Below are 17688 nucleotides of genomic sequence, written 5' to 3' on the forward strand. Positions count from 1 at the left end.
AGCCGCCGCCGTCCACCCCAACCCGGCGGCTAGCCGCACCCTCGCTCGCGTACCTGCCGGGCGGCTCACCGCACCCCACCCGGCACAGCCCCCGGCGCATCTCCACCGGCACCCCCGGCGGCTAGCCGCGCCCTCACTCGCACACCTGCCCCGCAGTTCGCCGCACGTCCGCCGGCGCATCACAGCACCTCCACCGGTAGATCACCCGGCGGCGAGCCGCACCTTCGCTCGCACACCTGCACCGCAGGTCGCAGCAGACCCGCCAGCCCACCTGCCGGGCGGATCGCCGCACCCCGCCGGTGCGTCCGAAGGCGCGACGTCGGGGCAGGTTGGCGTGGTGTTGAGTGCCTCCTCTGCCCGGCACACCCGCACACCTACCCCAGTCGGCAGGTAACCGGTGGGGTGGGAAGTAGGGTGTGGCGGACGTGGGGTGGTTCTTGGGGGACTGGTAGGAGGGTCATGACGATGGTCGATCGGCGGCGGCGTTCGTTGCGGACGGCGCTGGTGGGCGAGGCTCTGCGGGTTGCTCTGGCAGGGCGGGCGCGGACCGATCCGGGTGCCGGGCTGGACATCGTCGACCTCGGTGGTGGCACCGGCGGATTCGCCGTACCGCTGGCCGTCGAAGGTCATCGGGTGACCGTGGTCGACCCCAGCCCCGACGCGCTGGCGTCGCTCGAACGACGGGCGCGGGATGAAGGCGTGAGCGACCTGGTCCGTGGCGTCCAAGGCGACGCGGCCGAGCTGCCCGGCCTGGCCGGCGAGTCGAGTGCGGATGCCGTCTTGTGTCACGGCGTACTCGAGGTCGTCGACGATCCGGTGCAGGCCTTGCAGGCAATGGCCTCCGTACTGCGCGAAGGCGGCGTGCTGAGCTTGCTCGTTGCCCAACGCAACGCTGTCGTCCTGGCGCGGGCATTGGCCGGTCACCTGGCCGAGGCGCGGGTCGCACTGCAGGACCCGGACGGGCGCTGGGGTGCGCACGATCCGATGCCGCGGCGGTTCGACGAAGCCGGCATCATCGCGCAACTCGCCGACGCCGGGTTCATGGTCCACACCGTGCACGGCGTCCGTACGTTCGCCGACCTGGTCCCGTCCGCCTTCGTCGACTCCGAGCCGGGCGCCGCCGACTCCTTGGCCGAGCTCGAACGCGCCGCCAGCCAGCACCCCGCCTTCCGGGCGCTCGCCACCCAGCTCCACATCCTCGCCACCCGCTGACCACCCAGACACCGCAAGGCCACCAGGTACGACGCACCGCCTCAGGGCGCCGCGGACGTGGTACGTCGTTGCCGACTCGCCCGGGCGTGTCGCGGCTCACACAGGCGGCCCGAAACGCCGGAGCGCGACGGAACGTGATGGGTCGGCAACCGTCGGCTGGAACAGGGTTTCGGCCGGTGGCGCGGTGGTTCGGGAGCGGCCGTCGAGGCGGGGAGTTTCCGGACCGTGACGCGCTGGACAGGCGGCCAGGGTTTCGTGTGAGGCATGCGCGTCCTAGACTGGAGGCGGCCTATCGAGATCGCGCTCACCATGGAGGGATCGACGGTGCCCCTCTCGGAAGAAGAGCAGCGCCAGTTCGAGCAGCTCGAACGCGCCCTCGCTGCGGAAGACCCGAAGTTCGTCTCCGCCATGCGAGGGACCAATGTGCGCTTGTATTACAAGCGCCGGGCAGTGCTTGCCGGCGTTGGATTCGTGCTGGGCATCGCGGTCTTGATGACCGGCGCGATCATCCCCAACACCATCATCGGAGTCATCGGCTTCGTCATGATGGTCGCGTGCCTCTACATCGCGGCGCTCAGCATGAAACGGATCAGCAACGCGGGGGACTCCGACGACATCCCACCGCCGCCTCCGCCGTCGAAGCGGCACCGGACCAAGCACGACTCGTCCGGCAGTTTCATGGAGCGCATGGAGGATCGCTGGCGCCGCCGCCGCGACGAAGACCTCTGACCGGCACCTTCGCTGGCTGAGCGCGAGACCAGTCGAAGAACCACACCCGTGCCCTGGTGGGGCGGGTGTGGTTCTTTCTATGCGCGGCGTGGTTTGAGATCCGTGTCAGGTGGGAACCCGCGCAGGCACCCACAGGCCCTCCGGCACCAGTGGGATCCCGGGACGGGTCGCCGCGCATGCCGGGAAGGGATGCGCGGCCGACGACTTACCTTGTTGCGCGGCCGAGGCCGCCGGTTGTCAGTTGGCGTGGCGGCCGCGGAGGACCAGGGACCTGAGCCGGGCGAGCAGGAGGTCGAACTCGTCCAGGAGGTCGGAGGCCTCTGTGCTGCCCCGGTTCAGGTACCAGCGCCACGACGGTGGCAGCAGCCGCGCCCTCCAGCGACGTACCTGCCGCGCCTGGGACCACAGCGCCTTGCGTACGGCGGCCGCCTCGTCGCGGAGGTCCGTGCTCGGGTTCACGTCACCGGCGTACCGCAGAGCCTCGATGCCACGGGCCAGCCGGAGCGCCTGCGGATGCGTCTCAGCAGGCAGCTTCGTCAGCAGCCATTCGCCGGACTGGCGTGGCGTGGAGATCTCCGACCAGTCGAGTCCGAGATCCCGGGACGTGTCGCGGATCTCCGCCCAGAGCCCTTCGGCTCCGGCCCGGCCCGGTGGCCGGGAGAACCGGCGGCGTCTGGTCAGACTGCGGATCAGCCACGGGATGCACAGCAACAGGATCACGCCCGCGCTGATGCCGATCGCCTGACCGCCTCCGTTGGTGAACCAGTTGCCCTGGTCGAGGACCGCGACGCCGCTGTCGTTCGGCAGGTTGCGGTCACTGTCCGGCCTGTCGATCAGCGGGTCCTCGGTGCCGCCCGGCGTGATCGGCGCGGTGCTCGGCGCCGTCGACGGGTTGACCGAATCCGAGCCCGTGCCGACCGTCCAGCTCGGAGCGGCCGCCACTCGGGCCGGCGGGGTCGGCTCGAACCGGACCCAGCCGTAGCCCTGGAAGTACAGCTCGGGCCAGGCGTGCATGTCGTGCATCCGCACCGTGTACTGGCCGTCCTTGTCGGACGTCCCGGGCAGGAACCCGATGCCCACGCGGGACGGGATGCCGAGGATGCGCGCCATCAGCGCCATCCCGGTGGCGAACTGCTCGCAGTACCCGGTCTTGTTCTCCAGCAGGAAGTCGCGCAGCGCCGGCATCCCGCTGCCGCGCGCGTTGTCGGTGCTGTAGGTGAAGCCGCCGCCGCTGCGGAACCAGGCCTGCAGCAGCACGGCCTCGTCGAACTGGTTGCCCTTGGCATCGGCCGTGACCTCGTGGGTCAGGTCCGTGATCTCCTGCGGGGTACGCTTCGGCACCCGGCTGGTGTACTCGTCCGGCGGACCGCCCTGGAGGGCGTTGTGCAACTGGTCCGGGCTGGGCTTGAGGTCGTACGCGCTCAGGTTGTACTTCTTGCCGCCGACGACCTGCCCGTTCGACGACACCACGTCGAGCGCACTGGCGTCGTACCGCCAGTCCCGCTTGAGCGAGATCGTTCGCAGCGGATAGGGGACCGGCGCGAACTGGGACCGGAAGCTCCGGCTGACGTTGATCTCCATCTTCGTCTGCGGAGCCTTGCTGAGGTCGCCGTTGTACCCGGGCGGCGGCGCGAGCTCGCCGTCGATCTTGCGGTTCTCGGGACGGGGCGCGATCCGCCAGGTGTTGCCGTCGAAGCTGTCGAGCGCGGTCAGCCGCAGGTAGCTGCCGCCGTCCGGACCGCCCTTGTAGGTGAGCGCGACCACGTTGTCGCCACGCTTGAGGTTCTTGCCCATGTCCAGCATCGGGTCGGTCGACGAGATCGACGCGCCGACGCCGTTGCCGGGACCGCTACCCGCCAGGCCGTTGCCGACGACACCTTCCGGCAGAGCCGGCAGCAACGCCGGCAGGAGTGCGGCGAGCGCAACGACGCTCAGACCGATCCGTCGGCCCGCCTGGCCGAGCGCGGACGCCTCGACCGGTTCGGCCGCGTCCAGATGCGACACACCGGAGATCCGGCGGCCCCACCGGCTCAGCCTGCTGCGCCCCTCGGCCGACAGCAGCACGATGTAGCCGATCGCCGGCGGGATGAACAGCAACGCGGGCAGTCCGCCGTGCACGGTCGCGGCCGGCACCGTGTACATGATCAGGAGCAGCAGTCCGGCCCAGGCGGCCTGCCGAAGCTGTACGGCGACGACGTGGATCAGCAGTCCGGTCGCGGAGATGACCGACACGGCGAACAGCGTCAGGTGTGCGTCCGGCGGCAGCGGCGCGCTGAACCGGTTGATCGAGTCCATCGCGTTGACCATCTGGTTGTTGAACTCGATCGCTGTGCCCTTCCACGGGAACAGCCCGAACTTCAACGTGCTGTTCAGGAAGAACAACGACAGCAGCTCGATCAGCACCACCAGTTGCACCAGCGGTACGACGATCCGTGGGGCACGCAGGTTCTGCAACAGCACCCCGACGCCGGTGACCGCCCCGCACAGAAACGCACTGATGAACAGGAACGGCCCCGAGAACACGGGTGTCAGCACGAGCGACCCCAACACGGTCGCTCCCCAAGCGGCGAGAGAGATCCTCACGTGACCGGTCATGCGATCCTTCCGCTCCGCAGCCCGAGGCCGGACCACACGGTGGGTAGGTGATCGCCGCGCCGGACTCTGGCGACCCGCCAGCCGCTCCGGCGCAGTTCGTTCTCGGTGGCGTCCGCGGCGGCGGTCAGCCGGGCCGCCTTCTCGGTCGCCTCGGCGCCGACCGCCCAGCTGGCCGCGTCGAGGAGCAGCGCGACGCCGATGGCCTGGCTGGTCCGCCAGCGGTTCAGCGAGGTGACGTCCTCGGAGCTGCACGCGCCGAGGATTGCGATCACCAGGCTCGGGTCATGCGTATGCCGGTCGACCGTCAGCAGCGGACCGATCTCGGCGTACTTGTGTTCCTCGACGGTCGCGCACTCGGTCAGCAACTGCTGTGTGGTGAGCGGCTGGTGGACGGACGCCGAGGTGCGGTGGGTGATCGCCGACAGCGTGGTCGGGCCACCGAGCATCGTGGTCGCGTAGCCGCGGCGGATCCGGTCGATGCCGACCGAGGCGGCCGCGCTGACGGCCCACTCGAGGCTGGACGACGGGCCGTGGCCGTGGTGCGAGATGGTCCGCGCGTCCAGGAACATCGCGCACCGGCTCTGCCAGGGCTGCTCCTCCCGCCGCACCATCAGCTCGCCGCGGCGGGCGGTCGACCGCCAGTGCACCCGGCGGAGGTCGTCACCGTCGCGGTACTCGCGAACAGTCGCGTCCTCCTCGCCGGCTGAAGCGATCGCCCGCGGCCGGTTCTCACCGGAACCGGCCCGGTCCGCACCCAACCGGATCTCCGGCAGCCGGTAGACCCGCGGCGTCACCAGCAGATGCTGGCTGCGGGTGAACGTACGGCTCGTCTCGACCAGACCGAACGGGTCGGCCACGGTCAGCATCAACGGCCCGACCTGGAACAGCCCACGGACATCGGACTTGACCGAGTAGGTGACGGTACGACGCCAGTTCGGGCTGACCCGGTCGACCACGAAGCGCGGCCGGTGACCCAGCACGTAGGGGATCCGGTCCTCGAGCAGGAGCAGACCCGCCGGCATCCGGCCTTGGTTGCTCAAGGCAAGCTCCACCGTCGCCTGCGTACCCACTGGCACCTGGTCCGGCGCGAGGCTGCGGCGTACCTGCAGTCGCAGCCTGGTCCGTCCGACGACGAGCGCCGCGACCACCGGCAGCGCGACCAGCAGGATGCCGACGCGCAGCAAGTCCTTCTGCCCGAGCAGGAGAGCGCACAGCGACGCGGTGATGCCGGCCGCGACGAACGCCCGCCCTCTGGTGGTCAGCCCGCGCAGTGCCTGCCGCATGTCTCAGTCCCGACGAGTGCGGGGGAGTGCCACCGTGGACACCAGCCCGGAGATGATGTCGGCTGCACCGCGCCCACCGAGATGCGCCTCAGCCGCAGGAAGAACACGGTGCGCCAGGACGGGCACCGCGAGCTCTTGAACATCGTCCGGGAGCACGAACTCCCGGGAGTCGAGCGCTGCCGCCGCACGGGCCGCCCGGATCAGATGCAGGGTGGACCGGGGGCTCGCACCCAGCCGGAGCTCCTGCGATCGACGGGTCGCGCCGACCAGGGCGACGGCGTACTCCTTGACTCCCTCGGACACGTGCACCGATTGCACCGTCTTCACCAGCCGGAGGATCTGCTGGCCGTCCGTCACCGGTTGCAGGCTCTTCAGCGGGTCGTCGGCAGCATGACCGTCGAGCATTCGCAGCTCGGCGGCCGGCTCCGGATACCCCATCGAGACGCGGGCCATGAAGCGGTCGCGCTGCGCCTCGGGGAGCGGGTAGGTGCCTTCCATCTCGATCGGGTTCTGGGTCGCGATGACCATGAACGGCGCCTCGAGCTGGTACGTCGTGGTGTCGACGGTGACCTGGCGCTCCTCCATCGACTCCAGCAGCGCGGCCTGGGTCTTCGGCGAGGCGCGGTTGATCTCGTCGCCGACCACGATGTTCGCGAACACCGCGCCGGGCTTGAACTCGAAGTCGCGGATCTCCTGGTTGAAGACCGAGACGCCGGTGATGTCCGACGGCAGCAGGTCCGGGGTGAACTGGATCCGGCGCACAGTGCAGTCGATCGACCGGGCCAGCGCCTTGGCCAGCATCGTCTTGCCGACGCCCGGTACGTCCTCGATCAGAAGGTGGCCTTCGGCCAGCAGGACCGTGACGGCGACCTCGACCACGTCGGGTTTGCCCTCGATCACCTGCTCGATGGCCCGGCGGACTCGTCCCGCCACCTCGGCCAGTTCGTCGAAGTCCCCGGCTCCTGCCAGCGCCGAGCTGGTCGCGGTACTGCTCACCCTGAGTCCTCCCCATTCGTTGACGGCCGACACATTCTCACCCGCTGTAGGGGCCGGGCCTAGAGCATCGGAAGTTTCGTTACCTGGCGTTTCGGTGTTCATCGGCACAGGCCCTCACCGGCTGGGTCGGAAAGTCGTCCCTCCAAGCGTACGGGCGGCGAAAACATACTGCCGGGGGTTACGACGGCTCTGGGCGCCGAATGGTTCATCCCGATGCGGAGCGGAGTGGAAACAGCACCGAGTGGAGCGACGTGGAAAGTCCGAGTGGAGCGAAGTGGAGAAGGCCGCTGGAGGGGAGTGGAGGAGCCGGTGGAGCGAAGTGGAGGAAAGCCAGGCGCCTGACCAGGCAGCGACACGCGGGAACGCCGACTGGGATTCGCGGCGCGGGTGGGGGGAAACGGGCGGAAGTTGGTTGACGGTGGTGGAAAGTGGAGTAAGGTGGAGCGCAGTGGAACCGAAGTGGTGGAAACAGCTCGCCTGAGACGGAGAGTCCGCAACGGGGAGGTGGAGCGTGTTCCTCGGAACTCACTTCCCCAAGCTCGACGACAAAGGCCGGTTGTTCCTGCCGGCGAAGTTCCGCGACGAACTGGCCGACGGCCTGGTGATCACGCGTGGACAGGAGCGGTCGCTGTCCGTGTGGCCCGAGCGTGAGTTCGTCCAACTCACAGAGCAGCTGAAGCAGGCGCCGATCACCAACAAGGGTGCTCGGGACTATCTGCGGATGCTGTTTGCCGGAGCCTCGAACGAGGTGCCGGACAAGCAGGGCCGGGTCACCATCCCGCCGATGCTGCGCGATTACGCCGGACTGGATCGCGACTGCGTCGTCATCGGGGCGATGAACAGGGTGGAGATCTGGAACACGGAGAACTGGAACAGGTACTCGCAAGAGCAGGAGCAGGCCTTCGCGGACCTGTCCGAAGAGGTATTGCCAGGAATCTTCTAGCTGAACAGTGGGCGAGCAGGACCGAGAACACACCGACCGTCCGGTGAGATCACGGGTCCGACTTCCGACCTCAAGCCCTTGGCGCCACTTCCCCGGCGCCAAGCCGACGAGGTACTTCCCCGGAAGGCGTACCCGCGATCTGACCGGACGGTGTCAATCAGGGGTCACTCGAAAGCACCGCGCCACAGCAGACACCACCCTCCACCCCGCCCCACCGCAGGACAGGTACGAGGTACGACGGCGAACCGCCGGACCGGATCCGCGACATTCGGTGCGGCGACCAACCGGAAGGCCTTCCCGGACGGCAGGCCCGACGGGCAGCACAGCAGTACAGAACCTGCGGGGGCAGGGTCGCTCCCGCGGCGACGGGAAGGGTCGAGGATGAACGCTGCGGAGCGGCATGTGCCGGTGATGCTGGAGCGCGTGGTCGCGCTGCTGGCACCGGCGCTCGCGCACCCCGGCGCGGTCCTCGTCGACGCGACCCTCGGCCTCGGTGGTCATTCCGAGGCGTTCCTGCGCACCTTCCCCGACGCCCGCCTGATCGGCTTCGACCGCGACCCCGAGGCGCTGCGCCTCGCCGGTGACCGGCTGGCGCCGTACGAGGAGCGGATCACCCTCGTGCACGCGGTGTACGACCAACTCCCGCGGGCGCTCGCGGACCTCGGCGTGCCGGCGATCGACGGGATCCTGTTCGACCTGGGCGTCTCGTCGATGCAACTGGACGAGGCGGACCGCGGGTTCGCCTACGCGCAGGACGCGCCGCTGGACATGCGGATGGACAGCACCGGCCCGATCACCGCGGCCGACATCGTGAACACCTACAGCGCGGCAGATCTGTCCCGGATCCTGTTCCAGTACGGCGAGGAGAAGTTCGCCCGGCGGATCGCGGACCGGATCGTGCGGGAGCGCGAGACCGAGCCGTTCACCACCAGTGCCCGACTGTCCGAGCTGGTCCGGAACGCGATCCCGCAGGCGGCCCGTCGTACTGGCGGACATCCGGCGAAGCGGACGTTCCAGGCGCTGCGGATCGAGGTGAACGGCGAGCTCGAGGCGCTCCGGAGCGCGCTGCCGGCTGCTCTCGCGGCGCTGGCGCTGCACGGACGAATCGTGGTGATGAGCTACCAGTCCCTGGAGGACCGGATCACCAAGCAGACGTTCGCGGCTGCCACGAAGTCCGACGTACCTGACGACCTGCCGGTCATTCCGGCGGGGCACGAGCCGTACCTGAAATTGCTGACCCGCGGTGCCGAGCGGCCGACCGAGGAGGAGGTCGCGGCGAACCCGCGGGCTGCCTCTGCTCGCGTGCGAGCCGCCGAACGAATCCGGGAGAAAGGGCTGGTGGCCTGATGAGTACTGTCTTCAGCCCGTCCAAGGCACGGGTCACGCCGGCGCCGGCCAAGCGGTCGGAGCCGAAGCTGCGGGTCGTCTACGGTGCGCCGTTCCGGCCGCCGCGGATGCCGTTCGTCATCTTCGTGGTGTCGCTGCTGGCGGCCGGCCTGGTCGGTCTGCTGCTGCTCAACACCGAGCTGCAGAGCGGGACCTTCCACGTCACCGAGCTGAACAAGCAGGCCGATCAGCTGCGGGATCAGCAGGAGCAGCTGGAGAAGCAGGTCCGCACGCTGGAGTCGCCGCAGAACCTGGCCGACCGGGCGCTGAAGATGGGCATGGTCCCGAACCCGAACCCGGTCTTCCTGCGGCTGTCGGACGGGCGGGTGCTCGGGGTGCCGCAGGAAGGCAAGGCCGGGACCGGTGCGGCGATGTTCGGTCCCGGCGCGGCGCCGAAGCCGGCCGTCACGCCGAAGCCTCCGATCGTCACGCCTCAACCTCCGGTCGTCACGGCCAAGCCGCCGGCCGGCACCGTTAAGCCTCCCGCCGGGACGGTCAAGCCGGGGACGGTGAAGCCGGGCACGGTGAAGCCTGGTACGGCGACCGCACGGACAGGAACGGCGACGGGCAACAAGCCGCCCGCCACCACGAACTCCCCGCGCACCGGTACGACGACAGGGGCGCAGGGCACCACGACCACCGGGGGATGATCGGATGACGGACCGACGGGGCAGCGAGCCGCCACGCAGGCGTGGCACCGAGCCGGGCCGGGGCGGCACGCCCCGCAAGGCCCAGCCTCGCCGTCCGTCCGTCACCGACAGCAATCGCTCCACCCCACAGCGTCCCGAATCCACCCGTGACCGCCTCCTCCGCCAAGCCCGCGAAGAGCAGGAAGGCGGCGCTCCGCGCCGCCCCGCGCCGAGCGGGGAGCGGAAGCCCTCGGGGCGCAGCGGTAGCGCGGCCGGGCGGAGCCGCGGCGGCGCGGACGGCGCGGGGCGCGCGGCTGCGCCGCGTAAGCAGGCGGCGCGAGCCGAGAGCCCGCGCAAGGCGGCGGGCGCCGGGCAGCGCCCGGCGCCTTCTCGTGGCGCCGACGGTCAGCCGCGGAAGCGGCCCGCCAAGAAGGCTCCTGCGAAGAAGGGGTCGGGGAAGAAGCGGCCTCCGCAGAATCGGCCGGCTCCTCGGCCCAAGAAGCGGAAGGTGAAGCGGCCGCCTCGGACGTTGAAGTTGGGGCGGCCGACGTTGCGGCTGCGGGTGACGTTCGGGGTGATGGCGTTCGTGCTGTCGCTGTTCGCCGGGCGGCTCGTGCTGCTGCAGGGCGTCGACCCGGACAGCTATGCCCAGGCCGCCACCCAGGAGAACACCAAGCCGTTCCCCCTCTACGCCTCCCGCGGCGCGATCGTCGACCGCAACGGCGTCCCGTTCTCGGTGTCCGAGGACGCCGAGGCGATCATCGCCGACCCGTCCCAGACCGGCCCGGTCGCGACGCAACTCGCGGCGATCATGGCTCCCGAGCTGTCCGGTACGACGTACGACAAGCTCGTCACCGCGATGACCGGGAAGGGCCGGTACGTCCGTCTCGCCCGCCAGGTCGCCCCGCAGACCTGGAACGAGATCCAGGCCGCGATGAAGCAGCGCAACGCCGATATCAACGAGCAGAACAAGGCCAAGCCGCAGGATCAGAAGGCTCCGCTGCTGGCCGGCCTCTACACCGAGGACGACCCGGTCCGCAGCCACCCCAACGGCACCATCGCAGCGAACGTGGTCGGCGTGGTCGGCGGCGACGGCAAGGGGCTGTCCGGGCTCGAGTACGGCTTGAACGACAAGCTGTCCGGTCAGGACGGCAAGGCGATGTACGAGGTCGACACCAAGGGCAACAAGATCCCGAACGCGAACCACACGGTCGTGGAGCCGAAGCCCGGCGTCGGTGTGCAGCTCACGCTGGACGCCGATCTGCAGTGGTTCGCGGAGAAGCGGATCGAGCAGACCGTGAAGCAGTACCACGCCAGCGCCGGCACCGTGGTCACGATGGACGTGAAGTCCGGCGAGATCATGGCGATGGCCAACTACCCGAGCTTCGACCCGAACAAGAAGGTCACCTCGCCGAGCCAGTTGAAAAACCCCGCGCTGGAGCGGACCTACGAGCCCGGCAGCGTGCAGAAGGTGGTCACGATGGCCGCTCTCGCCGATGCCGGCCTGATCGACCTGAACACCAAGCTCCGGGTGCCGGGCAGCATCGAGGTGCAGCGACGCACGATCAAGGACCACTGGGACCACGGCACGCTGAACCTCACCATCGCCGGCGTGGTCGCGAAGTCGTCGAACGTCGGCACGATCATGGCCGCGCAGCAGATGCGGATCCCGCAGTTCGTGAAGTACCTGCACGACTTCGGCTTCGGCGCGCCGACCGGGCTGAACTACCCGGGCGAGAGCAAGGGCCTGATGCCGCCCGGTGACGAGTGGAGTGAGCTGACCCGGTCGAACGTCGCGTTCGGCCAGGGCCTGTCGGCGAACGCCGTACAGATGACCGCCGCGGTGAACGCGGTCGCCAACGGCGGCGTCTACGTTCCGCCGAAGCTGGTCCGCAACTACGTCGACGCGAACGGCACCACCACGCCGAACCAGACCGCACCTCCGCGCCGGGTGGTGAGCGAGAAGGCCGCCAAGGAGGTCGCCACGATGATGGAGGCGGTGACCGCGAAGAAGGGCACCGCACCGCAGGCGGCGATCGACGGCTACCTGGTGGCCGGCAAGACCGGAACCGCCCAGGAAGTCGACTCGGCCTGCGGCTGCTACCGCAAGTGGGCGACTTCTTTTGCCGGATTCGCCCCAGCCGACAACCCACGGTTCGTGACGTACGTCGTACTGCACGACCCGCTGGGTGCGCGGGGTGGTGGTTTCCAGGGAGGACCGGTGTTCCGAGACGTGATGAGCTACGCGCTGCAGAAGTACGTCGTCCCGCCGACGGGGGCGAAGCAGCCCGACGTTCCCACCACCTGGTGACGCAGGGTCAGGTAGGAGTCACAGTGCCAGGAGCGGTAGCCTCTGGGCCCGTGTCCAACCCTTCCGCCGCAGGCGGCGCCGTCGCAGCGATCAGGCCGCGGCACATCGTGCCGGTCGACCTCGCGGAGGTCGCCAGGGTCGCCCACGCGCGGATCCCGGCAGCGACCGTCCACGTCACCGGTGTCTCGCTCGACTCGCGCTCCGTTCTTCCTGGTGACTTGTACGCCGCTCTGCCGGGTGCGATCACGCACGGTGCGGCCTTCGTGGCAAAGGCGCAGCAGTCCGGGGCGGTCGCCGTACTGACCGATCCGACCGGCGAGGAGCGGGCGAACGCGACCGGTCTGCCGGTTCTGGTGGTCGACAAGCCGCGGGACGTGCTCGGCGCGGTCGCCGCCCGGATCTACGGCGAGCCGACCAGTGAGCTGCGGCTGATCGGTATCACCGGCACGAACGGCAAGACCACGACCTGCTTCCTGCTGGACGCCGTACTGCGTCGGCTCGGTCAGGCGGCGTTGATCGGGACGATCGAGACGCGGATCGGCGACGAGGTGGTGAAGAGCGTCCGGACCACTCCGGAGGCGACCGATCTGCAGGCGCTGTTCGCGGTCATGCGGGAGCACGCGGTCGCGTGGTGCTCGATGGAGGTGTCGAGCCACGCACTGGCGATGGGCCGTGTGGACGGCGCGCGCTTCGCGGTGGCCGGGTTCACCAATCTCACGCAGGACCACCTGGACTTCCACAACACGTTCGAGGAGTACTTCGCCGCGAAGGCCTCGCTGTTCACCCCGGAGCGGTGTGATGTAGCGGTGGTGACCATCGACGACGAGTACGGACGCCGGTTGGCCGCGCAGACCGTCGTACCGCTGGTGACTGTGTCCACGACCGGCGAGGCCGACTGGACCGTCGCGAGTCGGCACCAGTCCGAACACGGCACGACCGTTCTCGACATCCAGGGGCCGGGGGAGACGCTGACCGTCGAGATCGCGCTGCCCGGTGACTTCAACGTGGCGAACGCGCTGCTCGCGACCGCGATGCTGCGGCAGATCGACGTGCCCGCCGAGGCGATCGCGGCCGGACTGCGAACCGCGACCGTGCCTGGGCGGATGGAGACGTTCACCCGCGAGGACGGCCTGGCGGTGATCGTGGACTACGCACATACGCCGGACGCGGTCGATCTCGCGCTGAGGGCGGCGCGCGGAGCGACGAAGGGCCGGCTGTTCGCCATCGTGGGCTGTGGCGGCGACCGCGACGCGGGCAAGCGCCCGCAGATGGGCGCCGCGGCCGCTCGTGGTTCCGACGTCGTGATCGTCACCGACGACAACCCGCGCAGCGAGGACCCGGCGACGATCCGGGCCGCCGCGCTCGAGGGCGCCCGGCAGGCGGTTCCGGGTGTCGACCTGCACGAGATCGGTGACCGGCGGCGGGCCATCGCTACCGCGATCGAGCTGGCCGGACCGGGCGACACCGTCGTCGTACTGGGCAAGGGCCATGAGACAGGCCAGGACGTCGGCGGTGTGATCCACCCGTTCGACGACCGCCAAACCGTAAGTGAGTTGCTGGAGGCTGAGCGGTGATCGGAGTCAGGTGCGGTGAGATCGCCGAGGCGGTCCACGGCGAGCTGGTGGGTGTGGACCCGTCGGCCGTCGTCGACGGCGCGGTGGTGATCGATTCGCGAGCCGCCGCTCCCGGTGGGCTGTTCGTCGCCCTGCCCGGTGAACGGGTCGACGGGCACGACTTCGTCGGTACGGCGTCCGAGGCCGGCGTCACGGCATCGCTGACAACGAGGCCGATCGACGGTACGCCCTGCATCGTCGTAGCTGACACGCAGAAGGCGCTCGGCGACCTGGCCCGGCTGGTGGTCAGCCGGCTGCCCGACCTCGTCGTGATCGCCCTGACCGGCTCGTCCGGCAAGACCAGCACGAAGGACCTGATCGCGCAGCTGATCCGCCCGTACGGCGAGACGGTGTCGCCGGAGAACTCGTTCAACAACGAGATCGGTCACCCGCTCACCGCGCTGCAGGCGACCGAGAGTACGAAGTACCTCGTGGCAGAGATGGGCGCGCGGCACATCGGCGATCTGACCTACCTGTGCGGGATCACGCCGCCGCGGGTCGGACTGGTCCTGAACGTCGGGACGTCGCACATCGGCGAGTTCGGCTCCCAGGACAACATCGCGCTCGGCAAGGGCGAAGTGATCGAGGCCGTCGTCCCCGGCGGTACGGCGATCCTCAATGCCGACGACCATCGGGTCGCGGCGATGCGGAGCCGGACGCAGGCGCGAGTGCTGACGTTCGGCGAGGCGCCGGAGGCGGACATCCGCGCGGAGGGCATCAAGCTCGACGCCGAGGGACGCCCCGCGTTCACCGTTCACCTCGGCGACTTCGCCGGCGAAGTCCAGCTGCAGCTCATCGGCGAGCATCACGTGTCGAACGCACTGGCCGCGGCGGCCGTCGCATCTGCGCTCGGCCTGACCCCCGAACAGGTCGTGGCCGGGCTGAACTCGGCAGGCCGGGTGTCGGCGGCGCGGATGGAGCTGGTCGAGCGGGCGGACGGCGTCACGATCATCAACGACGCCTTCAACGCCAACCCGGACTCGACGCGGGCGGCACTGAAGGCGCTCGTCGCGATCGGACGGTCCCGCGGCGCGCGGACCTGGGCGGTGCTCGGCGAAATGCTCGAGCTGGGCGACACCTCGACCGAGGAGCACGACGCGATCGGGCGGCTCGTGGTCCGGCTGGACGTGAACCGGCTGCTCGTGGTCGGTGCGGGGGCGAAACCGATCCATCTCGGTGCGTCCCTCGAAGGCTCCTGGGGCAACGAGTCGGCGTACGTCGACACCATCCCGGAGGCGTTGGAGCTGCTGCGAACCGAGCTGCGACCGGGTGACGTCGTACTGGTCAAGTCTTCGAAGGCGGCGAAGTTGCGCAGCCTCGCCGATGCTCTCCTGCCCGGACGCGATGAGCTGTCCAAGTCTGTGCCCGGACGCGATGAGCTGTCCAAGTCTGTGCCCGGACGCGATGAGCTGTCCAAGTCTGTGCCCGGACGCGATGAGCTGTCCAAGTCTGCGGAGGACGCGCAGTGATCTCGATCCTGTTCGCCGGCGCCGTGTCGATGGTGCTGACGCTGCTCGGCACCCGCTGGGCGATCACCCTGCTGTCCAGACGTGGCTACGGCCAGGAGATCCGCGACGACGGCCCGACCTCGCACCACACCAAGCGCGGTACGCCGACCATGGGCGGCACCGTCTTCATCGTCGCCACCATCGTCGGGTACTTCGCGGCGAAGCTGTTCACGATGATCAGCGGCCACGGGAGCGCGCCGACCGCCTCGGCGCTCCTGGTGCTGTTCCTGTTCGCCGGGATGGGCGCGGTCGGCTTCCTGGACGACTTCATCAAGATCGTCCGCCAGCGCAGCCTGGGCCTGCGCAGCAAGGCGAAACTGGCCGGCCAGACGCTGGTCGCGGTCGCCTTCGCCGTCCTCGCGCTGCAGTTCCCCGACGAGCGCGGCCAGCGTCCGGCCTCGCCGTTCATCTCGTTCATCCGCGACATCAACTGGCTGCACCTGGCCGGGATCCTGGTGGTGATCTGGATCCTGCTGCTGATCGCCGGCATGTCGAACGGCGTCAACCTGGTCGACGGCCTGGACGGTCTGGCCACCGGCGCGTCGATGATGGTGTTCGGTGCGTACACCCTGATCTGCATCTGGCAGTTCAACCAGAGTTGCGCGTCGTTCCCGACCGCCAAGTGCTACGAGGTCCGCGATCCACACGACCTGGCCGTGGTGGCCGCCGCTCTGACCGGTGCACTGTTCGGCTTCCTGTGGTGGAACGCGTCGCCGGCGAAGATCTTCATGGGCGACACGGGCTCGCTGTCGCTGGGCGGCGCGCTGGCCGGCTTCGCCGTGATGACTCGGACTGAGCTCTTGGTGCTGCTGCTCGGCGGGCTGTTCGTCATCGTCACCGCCTCGGTGATCCTCCAGGTCGGCTACTTCAAGCTGACCGGAGGTAAACGGTTGTTCCGAATGGCGCCGCTGCACCACCACTTCGAGATGCTCGGGTGGGAACAGGTCAACGTGGTGATCCGGTTCTGGATCATCCAGGGCCTGTGCGTCGTCATCGGTCTCGGGCTGTTCTATGCGGAATGGGTCGCCGGATGAGTCTCGAAACACGCACCTCCGACGGCTGGGCGACGACCCGGTTCGTCGTCCTCGGCTTCGGTACGGCGGGCTACGCGTGCGCGGACTCGCTGCTGCAGGCCGGCGCCGAGCACGTCACCGTTCTGGACGATCGGGACAACGAGGCACTGCGCGAGAAGGCGCAGATCCTCGAGACCCTCGGCGCCGCCATCACCCTCGGCCCGGGCAGTACGGCGGAACTCCCGAAGGACGTCGACATCGTGGTGACGTCGCCCGGAATCCCGCCGTACGCGCCGTTGCTCGCGCAGGCCGATGAGCGCGAGGTGCCGATCTGGAGCGAGATCGAGCTGGCCTGGCGGCTGCGCGATCCGGCGAACGCCGCGCCGTGGCTGTGCATCACCGGGACCAACGGCAAGACCACGACCGTGCAGATGCTGACCGCGATGCTGACCGCGGCCGGCCACCGTGCCGTTGCCGCAGGCAACGTCGGGCTGCCGCTGCTCGAGGTCGTGATGGATCCCGAGCCGTACGACGTGATCGCGGTGGAGCTGTCCAGCTACCAGTTGCACTTCACCCACTCGATGTCCGCGCACTCGGCCGCCGTACTGAATCTCGCGCCGGACCATGTCGACTGGCACGGGTCGATGGAGGCGTACGCGAAGGACAAGGGCCGGATCTACGAGAACTGTCAGATCGCGTGCGTCTACAACGTCGCCGACCCGGTCACCGAACAGTTGGTGATCGACGCCGACGTGATCGAGGGCTGCCGCGCGATCGGTTTCACCCTCGGTACGCCGGGACTGTCGATGGTCGGCCTGGTCGAGGATCTCCTCGTCGACCGTGCATTCGTGGAGCAGCGGGAGACGTCCGCGCTGGAGCTGGCGAAGCTCGCGGACGTCACCCCGCCCGCACCGCACAACGTGGCGAATGCGCTGGCCGCCGCAGCCCTCGCCAGGGCGTTCGGCGTGCCGGCGACGGCGGTGCGGGACGGACTGCGTGGGTTCACCCCGGACAAGCATCGGATCGCGCACGTCGCGGAAGTTGCCGGGGTCAACTATGTCGACGACTCGAAGGCAACCAACCCGCACGCCGCGCAGGCGTCGCTGCTCGCGTACGAGCACGTGGTCTGGATCGCCGGCGGTCAGGCGAAGGGTGCGACGTTCGACGAACTGGTGCTCGCGGCAAGGGACCGGCTGCGGGGTGTCGTGCTGCTCGGTCAGGACAAGCAGGTGATCGCCGAAGCACTTGCCCGACACGCACCGGATGTCCCGGTAATCACTGTCGAGGCAACGGACACTGGAGCCATGCAGATCGTGGTGGGGGAGGCGGCGAAGCTGGCACAGGTGGGTGACACCGTGCTGCTCGCGCCCGGCTGCGCATCGTGGGACATGTTCGCCAACTACGGAGCCCGTGGGGACGCCTTCGCCGAAGCCGTGCACCGGTTAGGGGGTGTCTGATGGTCCTGCGCCT

The 17688-nt window shown here is 69.3% G+C and carries 13 protein-coding genes; 10 read left to right on the forward strand and 3 right to left on the reverse strand.

Going from position 1 to position 17688, the window contains the following annotated elements; all coding sequences use genetic code 11:
• Positions 1 to 459 precede the first annotated feature (459 nt).
• Both E0H73_RS04040 and E0H73_RS04045 read left to right on the forward strand, forming a co-directional pair.
• Complete coding sequence (locus E0H73_RS04040) at positions 460 to 1212, forward strand: class I SAM-dependent methyltransferase (RefSeq protein ID WP_131351375.1); 753 nt, start codon at positions 460 to 462, stop codon at positions 1210 to 1212.
• A 309-nt stretch (positions 1213 to 1521) separates the two neighbouring features.
• Positions 1522 to 1941, forward strand: a complete 420-nt coding sequence (locus tag E0H73_RS04045) for a DUF3040 domain-containing protein (RefSeq protein ID WP_238163791.1) — start codon at positions 1522 to 1524, stop codon at positions 1939 to 1941.
• A gap of 237 nt (positions 1942 to 2178) precedes the next feature.
• Here E0H73_RS04045 and E0H73_RS04050 read toward each other — a convergent pair whose 3' ends face one another.
• From E0H73_RS04050 to E0H73_RS04060, 3 genes are read right to left on the reverse strand one after another with little or no spacing between them, the layout of a single operon-like run.
• Positions 2179 to 4491 carry a transglutaminase TgpA family protein gene (locus tag E0H73_RS04050; protein WP_238163792.1) on the reverse strand — a complete coding sequence of 771 codons (2313 nt, stop codon included), beginning with the start codon at positions 4489 to 4491 and terminating at the stop codon, positions 2179 to 2181.
• Positions 4492 to 4532: 41 nt separating this feature from the next.
• Positions 4533 to 5819, reverse strand: a complete 1287-nt coding sequence (locus E0H73_RS04055; RefSeq protein WP_131351381.1) for a DUF58 domain-containing protein — start codon at positions 5817 to 5819, stop codon at positions 4533 to 4535.
• A gap of 3 nt (positions 5820 to 5822) precedes the next feature.
• Entirely contained in the window at positions 5823 to 6761 is a 939-nt protein-coding gene (locus E0H73_RS04060) for an AAA family ATPase (RefSeq protein WP_393384822.1), read from the reverse strand.
• A gap of 565 nt (positions 6762 to 7326) precedes the next feature.
• Between E0H73_RS04060 and mraZ the strand changes: the two genes are divergently transcribed.
• The 8 genes from mraZ to murD all read left to right on the forward strand — a co-directional run bounded on the left by mraZ (position 7327) and on the right by murD (position 17675).
• Entirely contained in the window at positions 7327 to 7758 is a 432-nt protein-coding gene (gene mraZ / locus E0H73_RS04065) for a division/cell wall cluster transcriptional repressor MraZ (protein ID WP_131351384.1), read from the forward strand.
• Positions 7759 to 8139: 381 nt separating this feature from the next.
• Positions 8140 to 9105, forward strand: coding sequence for a 16S rRNA (cytosine(1402)-N(4))-methyltransferase RsmH (gene rsmH / locus E0H73_RS04070; protein ID WP_131351386.1), 966 nt, complete (start codon positions 8140 to 8142; stop codon positions 9103 to 9105).
• Positions 9105 to 9794, forward strand: coding sequence for a cell division protein FtsL (ftsL, locus tag E0H73_RS04075; RefSeq protein ID WP_238163793.1), 690 nt, complete (start codon positions 9105 to 9107; stop codon positions 9792 to 9794). The genes rsmH and ftsL overlap by 1 nt, the downstream gene beginning before the upstream one ends.
• A 4-nt stretch (positions 9795 to 9798) precedes the next feature.
• A complete protein-coding gene (locus E0H73_RS04080) occupies positions 9799 to 12084 on the forward strand; it encodes a peptidoglycan D,D-transpeptidase FtsI family protein (RefSeq protein WP_202867190.1) in 2286 nt (761 codons plus the stop codon).
• A 50-nt stretch (positions 12085 to 12134) separates the two neighbouring features.
• On the forward strand, positions 12135 to 13658 hold the full coding sequence (locus E0H73_RS04085; protein ID WP_131351389.1) for a UDP-N-acetylmuramoyl-L-alanyl-D-glutamate--2,6-diaminopimelate ligase: 1524 nt from the start codon (positions 12135 to 12137) through the stop codon (positions 13656 to 13658).
• A complete protein-coding gene (locus E0H73_RS04090; protein ID WP_131351392.1) occupies positions 13655 to 15166 on the forward strand; it encodes a UDP-N-acetylmuramoyl-tripeptide--D-alanyl-D-alanine ligase in 1512 nt (503 codons plus the stop codon). The genes E0H73_RS04085 and E0H73_RS04090 overlap by 4 nt, the downstream gene beginning before the upstream one ends.
• On the forward strand, positions 15163 to 16239 hold the full coding sequence (mraY, locus tag E0H73_RS04095) for a phospho-N-acetylmuramoyl-pentapeptide-transferase (RefSeq protein ID WP_131351395.1): 1077 nt from the start codon (positions 15163 to 15165) through the stop codon (positions 16237 to 16239). Before E0H73_RS04090 ends, mraY begins: the two co-directional genes overlap by 4 nt.
• Entirely contained in the window at positions 16236 to 17675 is a 1440-nt protein-coding gene (murD, locus tag E0H73_RS04100) for a UDP-N-acetylmuramoyl-L-alanine--D-glutamate ligase (protein WP_131351398.1), read from the forward strand. Before mraY ends, murD begins: the two co-directional genes overlap by 4 nt.
• The last annotated feature ends 13 nt before the right edge of the window (positions 17676 to 17688 follow it).

Origin of the sequence: Kribbella pittospori, from assembly GCF_004331465.1 — a bacterium.
Classification (GTDB): domain Bacteria; phylum Actinomycetota; class Actinomycetes; order Propionibacteriales; family Kribbellaceae; genus Kribbella; species Kribbella pittospori.